The organism is Gordonia sp. YY1, from assembly GCF_009872315.1.
GTDB classification, from domain to species: domain Bacteria; phylum Actinomycetota; class Actinomycetes; order Mycobacteriales; family Mycobacteriaceae; genus Gordonia; species Gordonia amicalis.
Window position 1 is genome coordinate 156105 of the sequence record NZ_WXYI01000003.1, and the last position, 20545, is coordinate 176649.

The window sequence follows — 20545 nt, forward strand, 5'->3', positions numbered from 1 at the left end:
GTGGACATCTTCCTCTGGGGCGTACTGCCGTACGTGACGCTCGGACTGCTGATCGGCGGCACGATCTGGCGATATCGCTATGACAAATTCGGCTGGACCACGAGATCCTCGGAACTCTACGAGTCCCGCCTGTTACGAGTGGCCTCGCCGCTGTTCCACCACGGGATACTCGTGGTCATCATCGGACATGCGATGGGTCTGCTGATCCCGGAGTCGTGGACCGACGCGGTCGGTGTCAGCGAGACGACCTACCACTGGGGCGCGGCGATCTTCGGGCTGCTGGCCGCGGTCGCGACGCTCGTCGGAGTGGGCATGCTCGTCTACCGCCGCCGCACCGTCGGCCCGGTGTTCATGGCCACCACCCGCAACGACAAGGCGATGTATCTCGTGCTCACCACGGCGTTGATCGCGGGCACCTACATCACGATCATCGGCGCGGCGGACCCGCACGCGCACGGCGTGAACTACCGGGAGACCGTGTCCCCGTGGTTCCGATCGATCTTCGTCCTCCAACCGGACGTCTCGGCGATGGTGCAGGCCCCGTTCCGCTTTCACGTCCACATTCTGATCGGGATGCTCCTGTTCGCGATGGTGCCATTCACCCGGTTGGTACACATCTTCACCGCACCCGTGCACTATCTGTTCCGGCCGTACATCGTCTACCGGAGCCGCGACCGTCGACCGGCACCGGGTAGCCGGCCGTCTCGGCCGGGCTGGGCCCCGGTCGGAGTGAAGGACCGTGATCGATGACCACCGACACCGCAGCCACCCGGGCAACCACCGGGTCGCAGTCGATCAACCTCACGCTCGCGACGCTGGCCTTCACGATCAGCTTCTGGGCATGGAATCTCATCGGCCCCCTCGGAGTGGTGTACACCGATCAGCTGGACCTGTCGGCAAGCCAGAAGTCGATCCTCGTCGCGATCCCCGTTCTCGTGGGGTCGCTGGGCCGGATCCTGACCGGAGCCCTGACCGACCGGTTCGGTGGTCGTCTCATGTTCACGGTGCTTCTGGTCGTCACGATCCCGTTCGTGTTGCTGGTGGCGGCGGCCGGTCGCCTCGCGAGTTACCCGCTGCTGCTCGTCGCCGGGTTCCTCCTCGGCGTCGCCGGTACGACGTTCGCGGTGGGCATTCCCTTCGTGAACGCCTGGTACGACAAGTCACGTCGTGGCTTCGCGACCGGGGTGTTCGGCGCGGGAATGGGCGGCACCGCGCTGTCGGCGTTCTTCACCCCGCGATTCGTGTCGTGGTTCGGATACGTCGCCACCCACGTCGTCATCGCGGTGGCGCTGGCGGCGACCGCGGCGGTCTGCTGGATGTTCATGCGCGACTCACCGCGCTGGGTTCCGTCCCACGACTCCGTGGTGCCGAAGCTCGCCGCCGCCGCCAAGTTACCCATCACCTGGCAACTCGGTTTCCTCTATGCCGCGACGTTCGGCGGTTTCGTCGCGTTCAGCACCTATCTGCCGACCTACCTCAAGGACGTCTACGACTTCGACCTGCAGGCGGCCGGCACCCGAACCGCGGGTTTCGCGATCGCGGCGGTACTCGCCCGACCGCTCGGCGGCATCCTGTCCGACCGGTTCGGACCGCGGATCATCACGGTGATCTCGTGCGGCGGCGCGGTGGTCCTCGCCGCCTGGATGATCACCACACCCCCGGTGGAGATCCCGGCAGGCATCGATTTCGTGCTGATGGCGATCTGCATGGGCCTCGGATCGGGGTCCGTGTTCAGCTGGGTCGCACAGGCCGCGCCGGCCGAACGCGTGGGCTCGGTGACCGGCATCGTCGGAGCCGCGGGCGGGGTCGGCGGCTTCTTCCCGCCACTGGTCATGGGGGCCACCTACGACGCCGCCACCCACAGTTACACCACCGGCCTCGCCCTGCTCGCGGTGTTCGCCGCAGGTGCGATGGTGTTCACGATCTTCGGCATCCGCGGAAGGCCGGCCGACTGAGCCCGCGCCCGACCGGCACTCGGGCTTCGACGAGCAGAGTTGTCGGACCCCCGTGGTGTCATGGTCGCACCCTTCGAACAAAGGAGCGATCCATGTCAGACCACGCTGCCGCAATCCGAGGTCTGCCCCGGTGGCATCCCAATCCCGTCATCCGCTCGACCCTCGAGACCATCCGCCGCTGCGGCTGGCAGGTGACCTCCGTCGGCGAAGGGTTCCCCGAGGCCGGCAGCCGCGAGGCCGACTGCGGGTTCTCCTACACCGCGGGCCTCTCGCTGCACTCGATCCCCGAACTGGCCATCTACGGTGTCGATCCGCTCACCGCGCACCACATCCTGAACGAGCTCGGCGACCTGCTCCACCGCGAGGACTGGCGCGATCTGGTCGCGACCCAGACCGACATCCGTCTGCAGACGGTGGCGGTGTCGGTGCGGCTGATCGAACAGGTCGACAAGGACGAGCTCGTCCTCGCGAATCTGCTGTTCCCGGATTACCCGACGCTGCAAGTCGTCTGGCCCGATGAGTACGGCCGGTTCCCCTGGGAGGAGGGTTACATCCTGCTGCCGATGCATCAACCCGTGAAGGGCCTCCCGGACCTCTCGGCACACGCACGGCGGACCGCTCACCTGGTCACCACCGAGTCGGGCCCCGACCGCACCCGACCCCGCCGGGGCCGCCGGATCTCCGGCCACTGACACGCCGGTGTCGTCCGTGGCGACACGCCCTATCTGGGGGTTGCCACGGACAATCCGGCGCCGAGGTGCCAACATTGTTCACCGGGGGTAACAACCGACGGGGGTGCGAGGAAGGCGGACGCGCGTGCAGCACCTCCCCGTCGTGCTCGCCGTTCTGTGTCTCGTCGTCGCCGGCGGAGTTGTCACCGCCGCCATCTATCAACGGCCCCAGCGAGGAATCCTGCTGCTCGCGGCGCTGACCCCTCTCGACGGCCTGCTCGACGTCGCACCCGTGCCGGGGATAGCGGCGGCCTGGAAGGAAGGCCTCCTCGCGCTCACCCTGATCTGCGCGGCAAACCGCCGTGTCCGCCCGTCCGCACGGACCGGACCTCCACTCCATATGCCGTGGTGGCCTGCGGCGGCCGGGCTCGTGGTCTTCGGGTTGATCTCCGCGGCGTGGGTCTACGGACCTGTCGGGCTCTACGGCATCAAGGTGACCTTCTTCTATCTGTTCGCCGTTCTCGCACTGTGGCTGACACCGTTCGACGCCCGCGACCGCGACCGGCTCGTGTCGATCATCATGGCGCTCGGCGTGATCACCACCGTCGTGGGCATCGCGCAGCAGATCATCGGCCCGGCGAAACTCGTCGAACTCGGCTACACCTACGGCGAACAGGTCCGTTCGAGCGGACCGCTGTTCCGTACGTTCAGCACGTTCAACCAGCCGTTCGGTTTCGGGCTGTTCGTGACGATGGCCCTGCTGGTCGGCGGCGCGGTGGCCCTGTCCGACATGACCCGTCGGCGCAATCAGTTGTTCCTCGCCTGCTGGCCGGTCATGGCGATCACGATGGCGACCTCGGTGGTCCGCGCGGCCATTCTCGGCCTCGCCATCGGCGTGATCTGGCTCGCGGCGTTACGATTCCGGCGCCTCGTCGCGCCGATGCTCGCGATCGCCGCGCTAGCCCTAGTGTCCCTGCCGTTCCTGCCGCCATCGATCACGAGCGTGTTCTTCTCGTCGAGCAGCCTGAGCCAGCGCGGTACCGGGTGGAGCGAGATCTTCTCCAGCATCGGCGTGCACCCACTGGGTCGTGGGCTCGGTTCCAGCGGGTCGGCGGCCGATGCGATGTCGGCGGCCCGCGGGGAGGACACCCAGACGGTCACCGCTGGTGCAGGCGGAACCGTTCAGGGGATGTCGTCGAACTATCAGCCGGACAACTACTACGTGAAGCTCCTGCTGGAGCTCGGACCGCTCGGGCTGTGGCTCTTTCTTGCGATGATCGTGACGGCAGTGATCTGGTGTGTGCAGTCCGCCCGCCGGCTCCCCGACCCCGACGGGGCGTTCGTCCTGGGTGTCAGCGCCTCGATCGTCGCGGCGATGGCAGCCAGTCTGGTGGCCACCTATTTCGAGATCTTTCCGCTCGACTTCTACTTCTGGATGCTGTTGGGAGCTGTGGGATGCGCGACTGCACAACACGAATCACGTACGGTGCGCTTGCACTTCGACCCGGAGGAAGCGGCGTCCAGACCTACATCCGCGAACTACTGAGCGCGCTGCCGGCGCATCTCGGTGACATCCCGTTGGCCGCGGTCGTCCAGGAGGACGCCACCGGAGAGCTGCCCGCGTCGATCGCCCCGCTACGCCGGCCGGTGGCCGACGGCGTCCGACGCGCCGTCCACGGCGTACTGCCCACGCGACGCGGCGGGGTGTTCCACGGCCTGGACGTCGATCTCCCCGTCGCGGGTCCGACGACGACCGTGGCCACGGTGCACGATCTGTCGGTGCTGGACATGCCGTCGGCGTCGAGCCGGTTTCGCGCTGCGGGCGAGTCCGTACTGGTCCGCGCCACGCTGCGGCGGGCCGACGTCCTGATCGCGGTTTCCGAGTTCACCGCCGAACGCATCCGCGAAGTCTGCGGACGCGATGCGTACGTCACCGAACTCGCGCCGGCAGCCTGGGCACGGCCGCCCGGCACCGCGGACATCGAGCGGGTCCGCACGAAATACGAACTGCCCGAACGTTTCCTCCTGCAGATCGGCACCGTCGAGCCACGTAAGAACGTGGCGCTGGTCGCGTCCGTCGCCCGCCGACTCGGCATCCCGTGTGTTCTGGGTGGTGCCGGATCCACCGGTCCGGACGCCCCGTCGTCCGCGCTCGGTCTCGGATACGTCGACGTCGACGATCTTCCCGGGCTCTACGCCGCGGCCACCGTGACCGCATATGCGTCGTTCTACGAGGGCTACGGGCTGCCGCCGGTGGAGGCGATGGCATGTGGCGGCGCCGTCGTCGCGAGCGCCGTCGGCGCACTACCACAGGTCGTCGGCGACGGTGCCGTGCTCGTGGAACGACACGACGAGGACGCCTGGGTCCGCGCCCTGGAACCCCTCGTCCGGGACTCCGAGACCCGCCGCGGACTGGTGGATGCGGGCACCCGTGTCGGGGCATCGCTGAGCTGGGACACCACCGCCCGGCGCACGGTCGAGGCGTATCGCGCGGCCGGAGTCGACGTGCCCGCCCCGCTGCCACGTCCGGGGACATCGCCGTGAGCCCGGACGTCACCGGGCCGCTGCCCTCCGACCTCGAGATCGAGCGGCAGGTCCTTGCACCGCCCCCCGCCCATCCGGCATCCGACGCTCGGGCGGCGACGCGCGCCACCGCGGCGATGTTGGTGAGTCGCATCGTGATCGCCGCCCTCGGCTGGACCGGCAGCGTCATCATCGCGCGCACGCTGTCCCCGGAGGACTGGGGCAGCTACTCGTTCGTCTTCGCGCTCCTCGGGCTGACCGCGATCTTCACCGACCTCGGTGTGGGCCGGGCGGTGATGGCCCGGCTCATCTCCGACGATGCCGAAGACGTCGCCAGGACTTCGTCCGCCTTCATCGCGTTGCGCATACTCCTGGGACTCGTCGGGTACGTGCTCGCCGTCCTCTACGTCGTCGTGCTGCAGTATCCGGGCGAGGTCATCCGGGCGACCGCGATCGCCGGACTCGTCGTCGTGTTCGCCACCCCGGGGCAGGCACTGACGGTCATCTTCCAGAGCCGGCATCGGCTGCTACTCACCGCGATCGCCGAGAGCCTCGGCCAGGTCGTGCAACTCGCGATCACCATCGCGGCGGCGTTCGCCGCACCCTGGCTGCTGGTGTTCGTCCTCGCGCCCGTCGCCAACGAGATCTTCGCGCTGGTCGTGAAGGTGGCCGGGATCGCACGCCGATCGTCGGGGCTGCGGCCGTCCCGGGTCGTCGAGTGGTCACGGTGGAAACCGATGCTCGCCGACGCCCTGCCACTGGCGATCGGGTTCGCGCTGACCATCGCACTGCAGAAGATCGACGTGCTGTTGCTGAGCCTGCTCGACTCGCTCGACGCGGTGGGCATTTACAGCATCGGCTACAAGTTCTCCGACATCATGGACACGCTGATCCTCGCTGCCGTCGGCCCGATCAGCACACTGCTGGTGGCGGCCTGGCCGCACCGTCCGGCCGAACTCCGCCGGCAATGCCGAAGCGCAGCGATCGCTTTCGGCGCGGCCGGCGCCGTCACGGTGGCGGCGTTCTGGCCGAGCGCCGGACAGATCATCGAACTCCTCTACGGCCGCCGCTTCGTCGACGGAGCCGACGCCGCACGGTTCCTGGTGCTGGGTGCCGCGATCATGGCCTTCGTCGTACTCGGGATATTCCTCCTCGCCGCCACCGGATCCGCGAGACGGTATCCATGGATCGCGGTCGCCGGCCTCGCTCTCAACGTGGCCCTCAACGTGGTGCTGATCCCGCGGTACTCCTACACCGGCGCGGCGATCACGACCGTGATCACCTTCGGCGTGTGCGCCGTGGCTCTGTGGGTCGTCGTGGCCCGGACGCTGCCCGTCGCCGAGTTGTTGCCCCTCGGTGCACTCATCGCGCTGGCGCTGCTCACCGCCGCCGTCTGCGTCGTCGGTGTCTGGGCCGTCGACCCGGTGCCGTGGCCCGTCGTGTCCGTCATGGCCGCGCTTGTCGTCGCCCTGCCCGCGGCCGCCCTGTTACGGCTGACCACCCTTCCTGCCGGCCGCCACACAAAGGTGATGCGATGACAGAACCAGTGATGTCCACCGGCACATTCGTCTTCGTCGCACACACCGGGCAGGTGTCGGGGGCGGAGAAGGTGATGCTCGACCTCATCGACGTCGCGCTCGAGCGCGGCCGGCGGGTGGTCGTCGTGTGTCCCGACGGCCCCCTGCCCGACCGGTTGCCGGACGGTGTGCAGCACGTGCCGATCCCACCGCTCGGGCTGAGCGGTGAACGCGGGCTCCGCCGTCTGGCCGGGGCCTCGCGTCTCCTGGTGGACTGGGTTCGCGCCGGACGCATCCTCCGCCGCATCACCCGGCACGACGCCACGACGATCGTGAACTCCCTGTTCGCCTTGCCCGCGGCACGGGTCGCGAGTCCTCACGACCGGGCGTCGTGGCTGGTGCACGACACGTTGTCCACCGGGCGTCAGCGTGCGGTGGTGCGTCTCGGCGCGCCGGCGATCCGCCGTGCGGTGGCGGTGTCCGAGGCAACCGCGGCGCCGCTGACGGCGATGGGCCTGCCCACGGTGGTGGCACACAACGGGGTCCGGTGGCCGGTACCCGCACTGTCGACCGAACTCCACGACCCGCCCGTCGTCGGAATCCTCGCGCTGCTCACCCCGTGGAAAGGTCACGCGGTCCTGCTCGAGGCCGTCGCCTCACTCCCCGGAGTCGAACTGGAGTTCGCCGGCGGGTCCTTCCCCGGGGACGCCGACCACGTCGCATTCCTGCACGAGCGTGCCGGACGACCCGATCTCGCCGGTCGCGTGCGATTTCTCGGTCACACCGATCCGCAGGCCGCGCTCGAGCGGTGGGATGTCGTCGTGTCGGCCAGCGTGACCCCCGAAGCCGGTCCGCTCTCGGTGCTCGAGGCGATGGCCTACGGGAAACCGGTCATCGGCACCGATCACGGCGGCACGACCGAGTTCCTCCGCGGGGGCGCCGGAATCCTTGTTCCACCGTCTGACGCGCCAGCATTGGCCGCGGCCATCACACGAGTTCTCGACGATGCGGACCTCCGGCGAGCAATGACCGCGCAGGCCCGTGACCGGATCAGCACCAAACACGACAAATCCGTCACGTTGCCGCTTATGCTGCACGAGTTGTCGTCATGACGACGACACAGAGGTGGCGCGCACTGCACTCCTTCCTAGATAGGCTGCCCATGAACCAGTCCCTCTCCCGCCGACGGAAGACCTCCCGGTCAGTGCTGGCGTTCACCTGCGTCCTGCTCGCGACCCTCGCCGGCATCGTGTGGGTGCGCAGCGACGCCCACTCGGCGCCGACCACCTGTGCGTTGTCGAGCGGCAGCCACAAGGTGGCGGCCTCGCCCGGAGCCTCGATACTCGCCGCGTCGGACGCCGACCTGAACCGGGAACTGTCGCTCGCCAAGGAGCTCGACATGTGGGCGGTTCGGATCGACGTGGACTGGTCGGTCGTCGAACCCCGTCGCGGCCAGCGCAACTGGGCGCCCATCGACCGAGTGGTGAATGCCGTCGTCGCCCACGGCATGTGTCCGGTCGGTCTGGCCACCTACACCCCGCTCTGGGCCGCACGGCCGCTCGACTTCCCGCGCAACTCCCACTACCGGCCCGCCGACCCCAACCTGTTCGCTTCCTTCGCCGCGGCGGCCGCCCAGCGCTACTCACAGTCGATCGCGGTGTGGGAGATCTGGAACGAGCCCAACCTCGCCAACTACTGGCTGCCCCGGTCCAACACCACCGAGTACGGGCGACTCCTCGCGGCGTCCTACACCGCCATCAAGCGGGCCGTCCCCGAGGCGGCGGTGATCTCGGGCGGTCTCGCCCCCGGGACCGACAACGGTCGCGACATCGCACCGCTGACCTTCGTCCGCAACCTCTATCAGGGCGGATTCAACCGATCCTTCGACGCGCTGAGTGTGCACCCCTACACCTATCCGGCGCTCCCCAATGATCCGGCCGCGGCATCGTGGAGCACGGCCGCACGGATGTGGGACATGCGCGACGTGATGGTCGCGGCGGGGGACGGCGACAAGAAGATCTGGATGACCGAGTTCGGCGCCCCCACCGGCAGCGGGACCAACGCGGTGTCCGAGGAGATCCAGGCCCAGAGCATCCAGATCGCGATCGGCGCGCAGAACGATGCGTCGTGGCTCGGACCGCTGTTCGTCTACTCCCTGCGCGACGCGGGGACCGACCCGAACAACCTGGAACACAACTTCGGCCTGGTGCGCCGCGACTGGTCGCCCAAGCACGCGTACACCTTTCTGGACTCGCGCTAGACGTCACGTCACACGTGAGGGCAGGTCGTTAGCTAAAGTGAACCGAAAGTCGACCGACGGCAAGATCATCGGGCGGCGACCGCCGGGGGGCACCCAACACCACAGGAGAGATGTGTGACCTCCAGTCTGGACTCCGCCGGACGCCGCGACGCGCCACCGTCGGTCGATCTCTTCGGGCATTTCCGCGATCTCGCCCGTGTCGCCCTGCCCGCCATTCTGATCGGCCTGCTCGTCGGCGCGTGCGTGTTCGGTCTGCGCACCGCGCTCGTACCCAAGGAGTACTCGGCGACCGTGGTCGCCGAGATCACCCCGTCCGGCGACATCATCCCGGGGGACGCCTACATCGAGCAGATGCGTGCCCCGTTCATCGCGCTCTCGACCGACGAGAACGTGCTCCAGCAGGTCCTGACCCAGGTCGACACCGGTTGGGACACCACCGAACTCCGCGAGCACGTCACCACCGGACCGGGTACGACGCCCTCGCTGCTGCTGTTCACCGCGACGGCACCCTCATCCGAACAGGCCGAGAACGTGGCACGCGCCATGGTGACCGCGATCTCGGCGGCTGCGATCTCCAACCACGCCCGCGACATCAGCCGGGTCGTCGACCAGCTTCGCGCCCAGATCACCGCCGAGCGGGCACGAAACCGCGCGCTGCCCGATCGGGGCGACTCCAAAGCGGAGTCCAATGCCACCCTGGCGGACCTCAACTCACAACTGACCCGCCTGCAGAACTCCTCGACCGACAGCCTCGCGATCCTCGCCGCCCCCTCGGCGGGCGCGAAACCGATCGCCCCGAATCCGACGCAGGAAGGTGCCGTGGCCGCCATCGCCGCAACCATCCTCGCCGCCGAACTGCTCGTACTGATCCGGGGCAGAGCCGGGCGGACACCGAATCCCATCTGGGCGAGGAGAATCGCCCACAAGTACGGGGCGCAGCTCTCCTACGACGACGCCACTGCCGGCCCAGGACTGCCGGACACCGTGCTGCCCGCGCTCGCCCAACGACACCGACGCGCACAGGTCGCGCTCATCCTGACCGGCTCCGGTGTGGATGCGGACGGCCTCGTCGACCGGACCGCCCCGCCCGCCGACGACGCCGCGGGACATCCGATGCGTCTCGAACGGCTCCCGCTCACCGAACCGTGGTGGCAGCGTGTCGATCCGGGTGACCTCGCGCTCGCAGTGGTCACCATCTCGACCGCCGGCACCGACCGGTCACTCGCCGAGCGGGCGCTCGCCCAGTTCGCCGAGATCGGCATCAACCGTCACCTCGTCGTACTGCGACGTCCTCCCGTCGGAGCCGACGACACTCTGGCCGACGACGGTCCACCACCGGGTCCCGGTGTCGATGTCCACACACCGCGAGCCCACGTCGATCCCTTCCCCAGCGGCGACGTGGCCACGACGGCGGTGCCGTCCCACCCGCCACGCACGCCGGCCCACCGGCACTCGCACGGTCGGCCGTTCGACTCCGACCGGTTCCGCGTGTCCCCGCTGGACGCGTCCCCGCGGGACCCTCGTCCTCAGGAGCCGTTCTCCCCGAACCGGAACGGCACCACGTGGGACATGGGTGACCATGCCCGGTGATCGCATCGCCGTCGTCCACGAACGGCTCACCGAGATCGCCGGATCCGAACACGTCGTCGAGCAGCTCGCCGCGACGTGGCGCGAGGTCGAGGTCCACGCACCCATCGCCCGCGCCGAAGGGATCCCGGCGGGTCTGACCGATCCCCCGATCACCACGCCACTCAACCGCGCCTACCGGTTGCTCCACGAACGCAGTTACGCCCCGTTGCTTCCCCTGATGCCGTGGGCTTTCCGCCACATGCATCTCCGGGACGCATCGGCGATCGTGGCCAGCCACCACGCGTTCGCGACACAGTCGGTGTTCGCCACCGACGCACCCGTCATCGCCTACGTTCACAGTCCCGCCCGGTGGGCCTGGGACCCGTCGCTGCGCGCAGGCGAAGGCGGCGGAGCTGCCGGTGCCGCGATACTGTCGGCCCTGTCGGTCGTCGCGCGCCGATGTGAGGTCGCAGCCGCACCGGAACTCCACACCGTGGTCGCGAATTCCACGGCCGTGGCGGCACGTATCCGCGAACACTGGGACCGCGACGCGATCGTCGTCCACCCACCCGTCGACCTCGATGGATTCACCCCCGATCCGGCAGTGGAACGCGAGGACTTCTACCTCCTCGCCGGGCGCCTGGTGCCCTACAAACGTCCCGACCTCGCCATCGCCGCTGCCGCGAAAGCCGATGTCCGGCTGGTGGTCGCCGGAGACGGCCGCGCCATGCAGCAGTGCCGTGAACTGGCCGGCCCGAAGACCACCTTCCTCGGGCGGGTTCCCCACGAGACGCTCCTGAGCCTGCACCGCAGCGCGCGTGCCGTCCTGATGCCCGGCATCGAGGATTTCGGGATCGTGCCGGTCGAGGCCATGGCCACGGGCACGCCGGTCATCGCTCTCGGCGAGGGCGGGGCGCTGGACACCGTCGTCCCCGGGTCGACCGGACTCCTCGTCGAACCCGGCTCCGACGACGACATCGTCGACCGGTTCGCCGCAGCCATGCGCGACTTCGCCGTCGCCGATTACGACCGCACCGAGATACGGGCGTGGGCCGAACGATTCCGCCGGGAACGCTTCCGCGCCGAGATGCGGGAGGTCGTCGGTGCCGCAATCTGACACGACGCGTTCGACGGTCCTCGATCGCGCCCTCGCGACGTCTCGCACGATCGCGATGACCGGTCCACTGGCCTCACTCGACGCCGACCGCATCCGCGAGCGCCTCGCACCCGCGCTGACCCCGACCTCGCGCCTCACCGTCGTCCCCGACCCGGCGTCGAAGACGTGGGCCCACGACGTCTCGCCGATCCCCATCTCGGTGCGGCCCGATCTGGCCGAGCTGTCCCCCGGCGAGATCCTGACACGGCTGCGGAACGCTCCGGTACCGGCGGGACGCCCCGAGTATCTGCTGTGCGGGAGTTGGCTCGTTCTCGAACACAGCCACGGGATCGGCGACGGCCGGGTCGGTCTGGAGCAGTTCGCCGGGCTGGCCGGCCGCGACGAGGCCGCGATGGCAGCCAACCTGGAACGGTCACTGCCGGCGAACTCGGCGTGGCACGCCGCCCGCAGGCACCTGTTGCGCAACCCCGGACGGCTGCGCGAGATCGCCCGCCTGCGCGCGGCGAACGCGGCCGGCGCTCCGGCGGGCCCCACCCGTTCGCTGTCGGACTGGCGCACCACGCGCCACGTCGTGGCCACCTCGATGCCCGCCGACCGGGCACGCGCACTACGCGCCGCGGTCGCCGACAGCGGGATGAAGGCGTCCTCGGCCGCCGTGACCGTTGCACTGTGGCGTGCGGCCGTCACCGCGCAGGGCGTCTCGATCGACGATCGCACGCAAGTGCTGTTCGACTGCCGGCGCTACCTCGACCCCACGCACGCCGCGGATCACGGCAACCTCGCCGTCGGCATCCCGATCCGAGTCCCTGACGGGGCGACGCCGCCCGAGGTCGGCGACCGCATCCGCGCGGTCGCCGGTTCCGGGTGGCCGGCCGCCATCCTGGCCTCGGCGGAACTCCGCGGCCTGCTACACAAGTCGGGGGCCGGGATCGAGCCGGGGGCATCCGACGACGTCCAGGTGCCCGACCGACTGCGTCTCTCGGTCAGCGACATGGGGCGGATCGACATGTTCGACGACGTCGACTGGGACCCGACCGCGCCGTCGCACCACCTCTATGCCTCCCTCGAACCGGACGGTCCGGATGCGGCGACCACCTTCGTCAGCGAGATCGGCGGGGTCCGCTCTCTCACCACCACCTTCTACCGCGCCTTCATCGACCCCGCCCTGATCGAAGCCGCCCAGCAGCACCTCTGCGACGATCCGGTGTCGCTTTTCGAACGGCTCCTCACCCGATCATGAGTGCACCCGGCCCCAGGTTCCGTGGCCCACGATCGCTCCGCTCGGGAAGATCCTCACCCCTGCGCTCGGGAACATCCTCACCGTTGCGCTCGGGAATCATCTCGACCGTCCTGTTCCTCACGACCCTGCTGGTCGCCCTCACCGGGACGTCCTGCGCCACCGATGGCTCCTCCGAGTCCGGCCCGTCCGGGAGCACGGTGCCGGAGGGGGCATCGCCCGGCGACGTCATCGGCACGGCCTCCGACACCAGCGAGTACCGCTCACTGGCCAAGATCGCCGAGCGCGCGCTGCGTTTCCGGTATCGCTCGGAGCATCCCGTCACCGGCGAATTGGTGCCTGTGTCGGCGGCCGCATTCGTGCCCCGTGGAACGGCCCCCGCCGGCGGCTGGCCCGTCATCGCGCTCGGTCACCCGACGACCGGCGTCGCGAACAACTGCGCACCGTCGTTCTACGGCAACCTGCTCGGCACCGTCGATCTCGTCGCCACCCTCCTCGAGCAGGGATTCGTGGTCGTGCAGACCGACTACCAGGGTCTGGGCACCCCGGGTGATCACGCCTACCTCGAACCCACGGTTGCCGCACGCAACATCATCGACTCGGTGCGCGCAGTGCGCTCGATCGTCCACGACACCACCGACGACTGGTGGGGATTCGGTGTGTCCCAAGGTGCGCACGCGGTGTTCCGGGCGAACGAGATCGCCGATTCCTATGGCGACGGACTGAACCTGATGGGGACGGTCAGCATGAGTCCGGCACTCGACATCCGGCCCCTCGCCGACTCCATGGCGGCCGGCACGCTGACACCGGATCAGATCGCGTTCCTTCCGGTCATCCTGACGGGACTGAAGACGGTCCACCCGGAACTGAACATCGACGACTACCTCCGCGGTCCCATCCGCGACACGTTCCGGGTCTTCCTCGAATGCAACGACGCCGCGCGGGTGCAGAAACAGGACATCGTCGAGATCACGGAACCCCCCGACTACCGTCCGATCGACGCCGCTGCCACCGAACGACTGCGGGGGTGGCTGGGTGAGGCGAGTCTGCCGCAGGGTCGGGCGAGCGCTCCGATGCTGATCTCCTACAGCTCCGAGGACAAGGTGATCCGTCCGTCGTGGACCGCGGGCGCGATAGAGCAGGCCTGCGCTCGAGGTGATGTGATCAACACGGTGATCGTCAGGGGGCAATCGCACGGCATACTCGACGTCGGCTCGAAAACAGCAGACTGGGTGAAGGCCGTGTCGAACGGGGATCCCGTCCGGAACGACTGTCGATGACCCACCACCCGCCGTCGGGGCAAGCGCGGTGTGGCTCGCGAAGTGGAGACCTCTCATGAACACCAACCCGAACGAGGCGGACGACCGCGAAGCGGACGCGTCCGCAGATCGACTGTCGTCGGTACTGGGCGTCCCGGGCGACTCGACCATGTCGGCCATCTTCGACGCGGTTCGAGGGGCAGATGAGAAGACCGCGGCGGCATTACGCGAACTGCTGTCCGACCCGGCCCGCGTGCGAGCCATCGAGGAATCGGGGCTTCTCTCCGGTCAGCCACATCCGGCCGTCGATGACGCGATCAGCCTGACGATCAATGCGCTTGGCGTCGCCTACGCGGCACTCAACGTGGTCACCGCCGAAGGACAGACCAACGCGTCGATCGCCTGGCAGTCCGGAAAGCCGGGGCACAAGGGTACGCGGCCGCTGCTGGACTCTCTGTGCGTCTACCCCGTTGTGAGTGACGCAATGCTGGTGATCGACGACATCGCCGACCATCCGGTCCTGTCCGAGCACTCGACCGCACGCAACGGCGAGGTGGCCTCCTACCTCGGCATTCCGCTGCACGCGGGCGACGGACACGTCATCGGTACCTTCTGCGTCTGGGATACCGAACCGCACCACTGGTCGTCGACCGACATCGCCCTGCTCACCGATCTGTCGGTGGTGGTGAGGGAAGCCGTGTTCCGCGACTGAGCGCGACTCGCCGGCAAATGTGAGGCCGAGTCGCATGTTTCCGTTAGCCACCTTTACAATTGGCGGTGACCGGGGGGCCGTTCATCGATGGAGTGGACTTGGCTACCCATACCTCGGAGGTCGAGGCGCTGCCCAGGTCGGGCAGGCCTGCCGACTCCCCTGATTCTCGGCGCTCACTCGGCGACCTGGTGCGCGATGATCCGCTCAGTACCGCCATCACGGTTTCCATCGACGTCGTGACCTCGGCGATCGCCACAGCTGTCGCCATCTGGTGGATCGTCCTTCGCCAGTCCGACTATCCCCCACTCTGGACCATTGCGCTGTACCCGGTCGCCCTCGTGGGCGTCTTCGGGTTACGAAAGATCTACCGGCGCGGACTCAATCGCCGATTCCTGGACGAGGTCGGCAAGGTCATGACCGGTTGCACCGTCGCGGCGATGGTCCTGCTGTCGCTGATGCTCCTGGCCGGCCTCGACGAACGTCCGGGCGCGGCCACGACGAAGCTCTGGATCTCCGCGTTGTTCTGGGTCCCGTTCGGGCGGCTGGTCCGGGATCTCGTTCAGCGCAACCTCCGCCGCCACGGACACCTGATGGCACCGACCCTGATCATCGGCGATGGACCGGTCACCGAGCAGGTGGTCGGGCGCATGGTCGCAGCGCCGGAGCACGGCCTCAAGCCGGTCGGTGTCCTGGCCGCCGGGGCACCGCCGCGTGACCGGGACGAACGCGCGTCCCGGGTTCCTCAGCTCGGGGGTGTCGACGACCTCGACCAGGCGATCCGGGCGACGAATGCCGAAATCCTCGTGGTCGCCTTCGCGGTCACGAACGTCGAGCGATTGACCGCGTCGGTCCGCATCGCACACCGGCACGGGGTCAAGGTGTGGATCGTTCCCCGCATGTTCGACGTCATCGGCCGACGCAGCCGCGTCGACCACATCGGTGGCCTCCCGTTGATGTCGGTTCCTCACACCAATCCGCAGGGATGGCAGTTCCGGACGAAGCACATCGGCGACCGTGTGGTTGCAGCGCTGATCCTCGCCGCGATCTCGCCCGTGTTCCTGACACTCATGTTGCTGGTGCGCCTGAGTTCCCCCGGCCCGATCTTCTTCGCCCAGCCGCGTGTGGGCCGCGACGGCCGGGTCTTCGACTGTCTCAAGTTCCGTTCGATGCGACCCGAGGACCCGACGGCCGAGAAGTTCCGGCCCGCGGCCGGCAACGCCCCCGGCGGCGTCGAGGGCGTCGACCGGCGCACCAGGATCGGCAAGATCATGCGTTCGACGTCGATGGACGAGTTGCCACAGCTGCTCAACGTCGTGCGCGGAGAGATGAGTCTTGTCGGGCCCCGCCCGGAACGCCCCGAGTTCGTGTCCCTGTTCGAGGTGCAGATCCGCCGCTACGGCGAACGGCACCGGGTCAAGGCCGGCGTGACCGGCTGGGCCCAGGTGCACGGTCTCCGCGGTCAGACCTCGATCGCCGACCGCGCCGAATGGGACAACTACTACATCGAGAACTGGTCGCTGTGGCTCGACGTCAAGATCCTGCTGCTGACGGTCCTCGCAGTACTCAAGCGCGCCGAATGATGGCCGGCAGCTGATACTCAGAGGCTCGGACGCCGGGTGTCGTACGCGTCCTGGTACCTCACCCGCCGACGACCGTCGCCGGCGACGACGAGAACCGTGCGGATGATGATCGCGAGCAGGATGAGGCCGCCCACGATCGCCAGTAGAACCACGGTCATGACGACCTCCTCACCGCCGGCCACCACAGACGCGAACTGCGTTGCGGCAGCGTCGAATCACCACGGACATCGCCGTGGACGCACTGTCGGTGAACATGGTGCGGCGTCACCGCCCACGAGCGCCACTGATTTTCCGGCGCCTTCACACTGTGGAGTTGTCAAGGAACAGATGCGGTCCCGACATGTGGCGGACCCCGCTGCTGGTTGAGTACGCGAGGAGCTTGCGACGAGCCGTATCGAAGCCGGCTGCGCGAAAGTCAGGCGGCGTCGTCGAGTCGCATGGTGCGCCGCTTGTAGGCGGGTAGGGCGCGCCGTTGCGGATCGACGTCGGCGGGCGGGATGAGCCACGGGTGGCGGAGGAAGCCCAGCATGATGTCCCAGCCGTTGTGGTGGACCTGGGTGTGGCAGCGTTGACAGAGCAGGCACCCGTTGTCGAGGTCGGTATCACCGTCGTCGGACCAGTGCTGGATGTGATGGACCTGCGTATGTGACGGCGGCGCACCGCATTTGATGCAGGTCTCGTCGCGCAGGATGATCGCCTTGCGCAGGCGTGCCGGGAACAGTCGTCGTTCGCGGCCCATGGCCAAGGGCACGGTCTCGCCGTCTGTGAATCTCGGTGGGCGTGGCACCCGACAAGGCTTGGGTGAGGAGTTCGATTTCGTAGATCGTCCGGTCGCCGTCGGAAAGCGCTGCAGATGAACGTCTCTCGATCACCGCGATGCCCCGGACGATGGCATCGACGACTTCACCCGAGAGACGACCATCGGCAGCGCAGGCCTCGACCTTGCTCAGCGTGCCGAGAGCGTCGGCGATCCGAGTGGTGCGAGTAGCCGCTGCGGGCGGGAACCCCATCTCGATCAGCAGCTTCTTGGTGGTCGAACCCGCCTTTTCCGCGACGCCAAGGTCGTCGAGGTATGCTGCGTGCGTGGCGATCTGGCGATCGGCCACGTTGCGGATCAACCGCCAATACTCCAGCTGCTCGTACGTCAGACGGCCGGTGGGATCGTCGGCGGGCAGGGTGATCTCGACGAGTTGGTCAAGGACCACGTTGAGTGAAGTGGTGTCGATCCGCGGGAGCTCGCGACTCACTGGCCCCTTCACTGACGCACACCGCGTAACTCACGGTGCCGTGGGTCCTGGAACGCCGCGGGACGGCCCACAGGTGACGTCAGTCGGTATACAGGCAGTTCCCTCGCGCGTCCGACTTGGCACAATGGACGACGTGCTCACCCTGTCCGCCGGAGAGAACCGCCCGTTGCCGTCGTCGGCTGTGACGGTCTCGGTGCGTTCGGCATCGCCGGTCAACACCTCGGCGATCCTGCTCACCGATGCCGGTCGCGTCCGCTCCGACGCCGACCTGATCTTCTACAACCAGCCGGCCGGTCCGGGCGTCGGCTACCGGTCCGCCGGGGCGGTCGACATCGTCACCGTCGACACCGCCGCGCTACCCCGCGACATCACGACCGTCGTCGTGGCCGCGAGCCTGGACGGCAGCGGGCCGTCCACCTTCGCGACCGCCGGTGCGCTGACCGCGACGCTGAGCGGCGGCGGCGAGGAACTCACGTTCGCGCCCACGGGCCTCACCAGCGAGGCCGCCGTCGTCTGCCTGGAGATCTACCGCCGCAACGACACCTGGAAGGTCCGCGCCGTCGGTCAGGGCTACGACGCCGGGCTCGCGGGTCTCGTCTCGGCGTTCGGCATCGAGGTCGAGGACGACCCGGCACCACCACCCGAGCCCGGCCGGCCACCGCGGGTGACCGATCCCCAGCCGTGGCCGCCCGCCTCGCAACCACAGTCACCACCCGCGGCCGCGCCGTCACCCGTCACTCCGCCCCCGGCTCCGGCCACCACCCAACCCACGGGAGTCCCCATGCACAGCGATCTGTTCGCCCCGTCCCACGCCGAGGTCAGCGGCCAGGGAATCCAGAAGCAGGGCAGCAAGATGTGCCGTATCGGTCTCTCGGGTGAGGTGATGGCCCGCACCGGGTCGATGGTCGCCTACCAGGGTGACCTCAACTTCGAGGCCCTCGGCTCCGGCGGGCTGGGCCGGATGATGCGCCAGGCCATGACCGGCGAGGGTGTCCCGCTGATGAAGGTCACCGGACGCGGCGACCTGTTCCTCGCCAACGCCGCGTCGGACGTCCATCTCATCGACCTCGACGGCACCGACGGCCTGACCATCAACGGCGCGAACGTCCTGGCGTTCGACTCGACCCTGCGCTACGACATCCAGCGCGTCCAGGGGGCGGGCGCGATGAGCAACGCGGGCCTGTACAACTGCGTGTTCACCGGTCGCGGACGCATCGCCATCACCACCGACGGCACCCCGGTGGTGCTCAACGTCGACGCCGCGACCTACGCCGACCCACAGGCCGCGGTCGCCTGGTCGTCGAGTCTCCGTACCTCGGTGAAGTCCAACGACTCGTTCAACCTCGGCACCCTGATGGGACGCAGCACCGGCGAACGTTTCACCCTCGCCTTCTCCGGCCAGGGCTTCGTCGTCGTGCAGCCGTCGGAGCTGCCGCCGGGCGGCTTCATCGGCGGCACGGGCGGCGGCGGGGCCGCGGGCTCCGGCGCCGGCGGGATGCTGGGCGGCATCCTCGGGCGCTGAGCCCGGCGGCGGCTCCTACCGGAAGACGCTCCCCTTGTTCTCCGACGCCTCGACCCGTTCGACGATCCAGGCAACCAGCACCTCGGCCTTCCGCTTGCGGCCGGTTTCCTTACGGGTGTCGAGTTCCTGTTCGGCGATGATGTCCCGGAGCTGCTCGATGGTCAGCTCGCCAAGCCGCGCCGCCAGGTCCTGCCCGCCGCTCTCGCGGTAGACGACGAACGGGTCGAACGCACCCGGTTGACGCGTCACCCGCTTCTTCGGCGCCGCGGCACGCTTCCGCGGCGCCGGCACCGGTGCTGCGCCGAGCACACCATCGGCCGGACGCAATGCGTCGACGACTCCGGTCAGCGCGGCGGCGAAGCGGGAGGACCGCTCGGCTTCCGCGATGATCACCGTGGTCAGTCCGGCGATGAGCTGTGCGGCTTGCGGATTCTTGGCGTCCAGCTGCGCGAGCGCCCCGCCGACGGCCTGGTACTCCATTCGACGGCGGGTGTCGTCGGAACTCATCGGATCTTCTCCTGCGCCTCGGTCATCACGTCCATGGCCAGCCCACGGAACTGATCGAACTGTCCTTGATTGCCGTACTTGACCCGGAGCGTCCCGTAGGGCGTGAACTCAGCAGCTGCCGCAACGGAATTCGCCTCATTGATGTAGCTGGGCAGCACATGCTGGATGGTGGGATCACGACGCAGACGCAGGGCCGTCGACCGGTGCACGGCCGAGTTCGCCTTGTACTTGGTGATCACCACGCCGAGTTCGACGATCGTCCGGCCGATCTCGTCACCGATCTTGCGCACGCGGGTCTGGATCTGGGGAATACCGTACGTGGACAACACATCCGGGATCGTCGGGATGATGTAGGCATCCGCGGCGGCCAGACCGTTCAGCGTGACGGGTCCGATGTTCGGCGGGCAGTCGATCAGCACGTAGTCGTAGAAGTCGACCACCGGTGCGATTGCTTCACGCAGGAACTGGGTTCCGTTGCCTCGAGCGCGCCCCTCCACCCGCAGCGCACTCAGTTCCTCCTGGACCTCGATGAGATCCAGGGACGACGCCAGCAGGTCGACGGTATTCACCTTCTTCACCGGGGAGACACCCCGTTCGATCGCGTCGTTCAGCCGGAAGTACTGGGTACCGTTGATCGCGTCGGAGAACAACGTGGCCAGCGTGCGGCCATTCGTGTTCAGCTCGAACCATCGCTCCTCGCTGATCATCATGGTGGTCAGATTGATCTGCGAGTCGAGATCGATGAGCAAGACCCGCTGCCCGAACTCCGCCGCCATGAACTCGGCCAGCCCGGCGGTCACGGTCGTCTTGCCGACACCGCCTTTCAGGCTGATCGTCGCGATCACCTTCGCCATCGAGAATTCCTACCT

18 protein-coding genes and 1 pseudogene are annotated in these 20545 nt (G+C 68.3%); 15 read left to right on the forward strand and 4 right to left on the reverse strand.

Annotated features, from left to right (window positions below):
• The 14 genes from narI to BPODLACK_RS06200 all read left to right on the forward strand — a co-directional run bounded on the left by narI (position 1) and on the right by BPODLACK_RS06200 (position 16400).
• Complete coding sequence (gene narI, locus BPODLACK_RS06135) at positions 1–750, forward strand: respiratory nitrate reductase subunit gamma (protein ID WP_159404908.1); 750 nt, start codon at positions 1–3, stop codon at positions 748–750.
• Complete coding sequence (locus BPODLACK_RS06140) at positions 747–1955, forward strand: MFS transporter (RefSeq protein WP_024497728.1); 1209 nt, start codon at positions 747–749, stop codon at positions 1953–1955. The genes narI and BPODLACK_RS06140 overlap by 4 nt, the downstream gene beginning before the upstream one ends.
• Positions 1956–2047: 92 nt before the next feature.
• On the forward strand, positions 2048–2647 hold the full coding sequence (locus BPODLACK_RS06145) for a DUF4262 domain-containing protein (RefSeq protein WP_024497727.1): 600 nt from the start codon (positions 2048–2050) through the stop codon (positions 2645–2647).
• A gap of 124 nt (positions 2648–2771) precedes the next feature.
• Positions 2772–4172, forward strand: a complete 1401-nt coding sequence (locus tag BPODLACK_RS06150; protein ID WP_159404909.1) for an O-antigen ligase family protein — start codon at positions 2772–2774, stop codon at positions 4170–4172.
• A gap of 32 nt (positions 4173–4204) precedes the next feature.
• The gene (locus BPODLACK_RS06155) at positions 4205–5170 is read left to right on the forward strand and encodes a glycosyltransferase family 4 protein (protein ID WP_159404984.1); all 966 of its coding nucleotides are present in this window, start codon (positions 4205–4207) and stop codon (positions 5168–5170) included.
• On the forward strand, positions 5167–6687 hold the full coding sequence (locus BPODLACK_RS06160; RefSeq protein ID WP_159404910.1) for a flippase: 1521 nt from the start codon (positions 5167–5169) through the stop codon (positions 6685–6687). The genes BPODLACK_RS06155 and BPODLACK_RS06160 overlap by 4 nt, the downstream gene beginning before the upstream one ends.
• The gene (locus tag BPODLACK_RS06165; RefSeq protein ID WP_159404911.1) at positions 6684–7778 is read left to right on the forward strand and encodes a glycosyltransferase family 4 protein; all 1095 of its coding nucleotides are present in this window, start codon (positions 6684–6686) and stop codon (positions 7776–7778) included. The genes BPODLACK_RS06160 and BPODLACK_RS06165 overlap by 4 nt, the downstream gene beginning before the upstream one ends.
• A 50-nt stretch (positions 7779–7828) precedes the next feature.
• Complete coding sequence (locus tag BPODLACK_RS06170; RefSeq protein WP_040004491.1) at positions 7829–8926, forward strand: cellulase family glycosylhydrolase; 1098 nt, start codon at positions 7829–7831, stop codon at positions 8924–8926.
• 114 nt (positions 8927–9040) lie between these two features.
• Positions 9041–10516, forward strand: a complete 1476-nt coding sequence (locus BPODLACK_RS06175; RefSeq protein ID WP_006434625.1) for a hypothetical protein — start codon at positions 9041–9043, stop codon at positions 10514–10516.
• The gene (locus tag BPODLACK_RS06180) at positions 10506–11612 is read left to right on the forward strand and encodes a glycosyltransferase (RefSeq protein WP_159404985.1); all 1107 of its coding nucleotides are present in this window, start codon (positions 10506–10508) and stop codon (positions 11610–11612) included. The genes BPODLACK_RS06175 and BPODLACK_RS06180 overlap by 11 nt, the downstream gene beginning before the upstream one ends.
• The gene (locus BPODLACK_RS06185) at positions 11599–12852 is read left to right on the forward strand and encodes a hypothetical protein (protein WP_159404912.1); all 1254 of its coding nucleotides are present in this window, start codon (positions 11599–11601) and stop codon (positions 12850–12852) included. Before BPODLACK_RS06180 ends, BPODLACK_RS06185 begins: the two co-directional genes overlap by 14 nt.
• An 83-nt stretch (positions 12853–12935) precedes the next feature.
• Positions 12936–14129, forward strand: coding sequence for a lipase family protein (locus BPODLACK_RS06190; protein WP_232513011.1), 1194 nt, complete (start codon positions 12936–12938; stop codon positions 14127–14129).
• A 55-nt stretch (positions 14130–14184) separates the two neighbouring features.
• Entirely contained in the window at positions 14185–14820 is a 636-nt protein-coding gene (locus tag BPODLACK_RS06195) for a GAF domain-containing protein (protein ID WP_035760271.1), read from the forward strand.
• 98 nt (positions 14821–14918) lie between these two features.
• The gene (locus BPODLACK_RS06200; protein WP_024497716.1) at positions 14919–16400 is read left to right on the forward strand and encodes a sugar transferase; all 1482 of its coding nucleotides are present in this window, start codon (positions 14919–14921) and stop codon (positions 16398–16400) included.
• A 17-nt stretch (positions 16401–16417) separates the two neighbouring features.
• On the opposite strand, the gene BPODLACK_RS23275 is transcribed toward BPODLACK_RS06200, so the two are convergent.
• The gene (locus BPODLACK_RS23275; protein ID WP_191834497.1) at positions 16418–16558 is read right to left on the reverse strand and encodes a hypothetical protein; all 141 of its coding nucleotides are present in this window, start codon (positions 16556–16558) and stop codon (positions 16418–16420) included.
• Between the two features lie 257 nt (positions 16559–16815).
• A pseudogene (locus BPODLACK_RS06205) lies at positions 16816–17647 on the reverse strand (HNH endonuclease).
• A 124-nt stretch (positions 17648–17771) separates the two neighbouring features.
• Between BPODLACK_RS06205 and BPODLACK_RS06210 the strand changes: the two are divergent.
• A complete protein-coding gene (locus tag BPODLACK_RS06210) occupies positions 17772–19169 on the forward strand; it encodes an AIM24 family protein (RefSeq protein ID WP_096274504.1) in 1398 nt (465 codons plus the stop codon).
• Between the two features lie 15 nt (positions 19170–19184).
• Here BPODLACK_RS06210 and BPODLACK_RS06215 read toward each other — a convergent pair whose 3' ends face one another.
• Positions 19185–19676 carry a hypothetical protein gene (locus BPODLACK_RS06215; protein WP_096274506.1) on the reverse strand — a complete coding sequence of 164 codons (492 nt, stop codon included), beginning with the start codon at positions 19674–19676 and terminating at the stop codon, positions 19185–19187.
• Positions 19673–20530 carry a ParA family protein gene (locus BPODLACK_RS06220; protein WP_096274508.1) on the reverse strand — a complete coding sequence of 286 codons (858 nt, stop codon included), beginning with the start codon at positions 20528–20530 and terminating at the stop codon, positions 19673–19675. The genes BPODLACK_RS06215 and BPODLACK_RS06220 overlap by 4 nt, the downstream gene beginning before the upstream one ends.
• Positions 20531–20545 lie beyond the last annotated feature (15 nt).

Coding starts and splice junctions, on each gene's coding strand:
- BPODLACK_RS06210 (WP_096274504.1), top strand. CDS start 17,772: ATGGACGACGTGCTCACCCTGTCCGCCGGAGAGAACCGCCCGTTGCCG.
- BPODLACK_RS06195 (WP_035760271.1), top strand. CDS start 14,185: ATGAACACCAACCCGAACGAGGCGGACGACCGCGAAGCGGACGCGTCC.
- BPODLACK_RS06145 (WP_024497727.1), top strand. CDS start 2,048: ATGTCAGACCACGCTGCCGCAATCCGAGGTCTGCCCCGGTGGCATCCC.
- BPODLACK_RS06180 (WP_159404985.1), top strand. CDS start 10,506: ATGCCCGGTGATCGCATCGCCGTCGTCCACGAACGGCTCACCGAGATC.
- BPODLACK_RS06220 (WP_096274508.1), bottom strand. CDS start 20,530: ATGGCGAAGGTGATCGCGACGATCAGCCTGAAAGGCGGTGTCGGCAAG.
- BPODLACK_RS06170 (WP_040004491.1), top strand. CDS start 7,829: ATGAACCAGTCCCTCTCCCGCCGACGGAAGACCTCCCGGTCAGTGCTG.
- BPODLACK_RS06215 (WP_096274506.1), bottom strand. CDS start 19,676: ATGAGTTCCGACGACACCCGCCGTCGAATGGAGTACCAGGCCGTCGGC.
- BPODLACK_RS23275 (WP_191834497.1), bottom strand. CDS start 16,558: ATGACCGTGGTTCTACTGGCGATCGTGGGCGGCCTCATCCTGCTCGCG.
- BPODLACK_RS06140 (WP_024497728.1), top strand. CDS start 747: ATGACCACCGACACCGCAGCCACCCGGGCAACCACCGGGTCGCAGTCG.
- BPODLACK_RS06165 (WP_159404911.1), top strand. CDS start 6,684: ATGACAGAACCAGTGATGTCCACCGGCACATTCGTCTTCGTCGCACAC.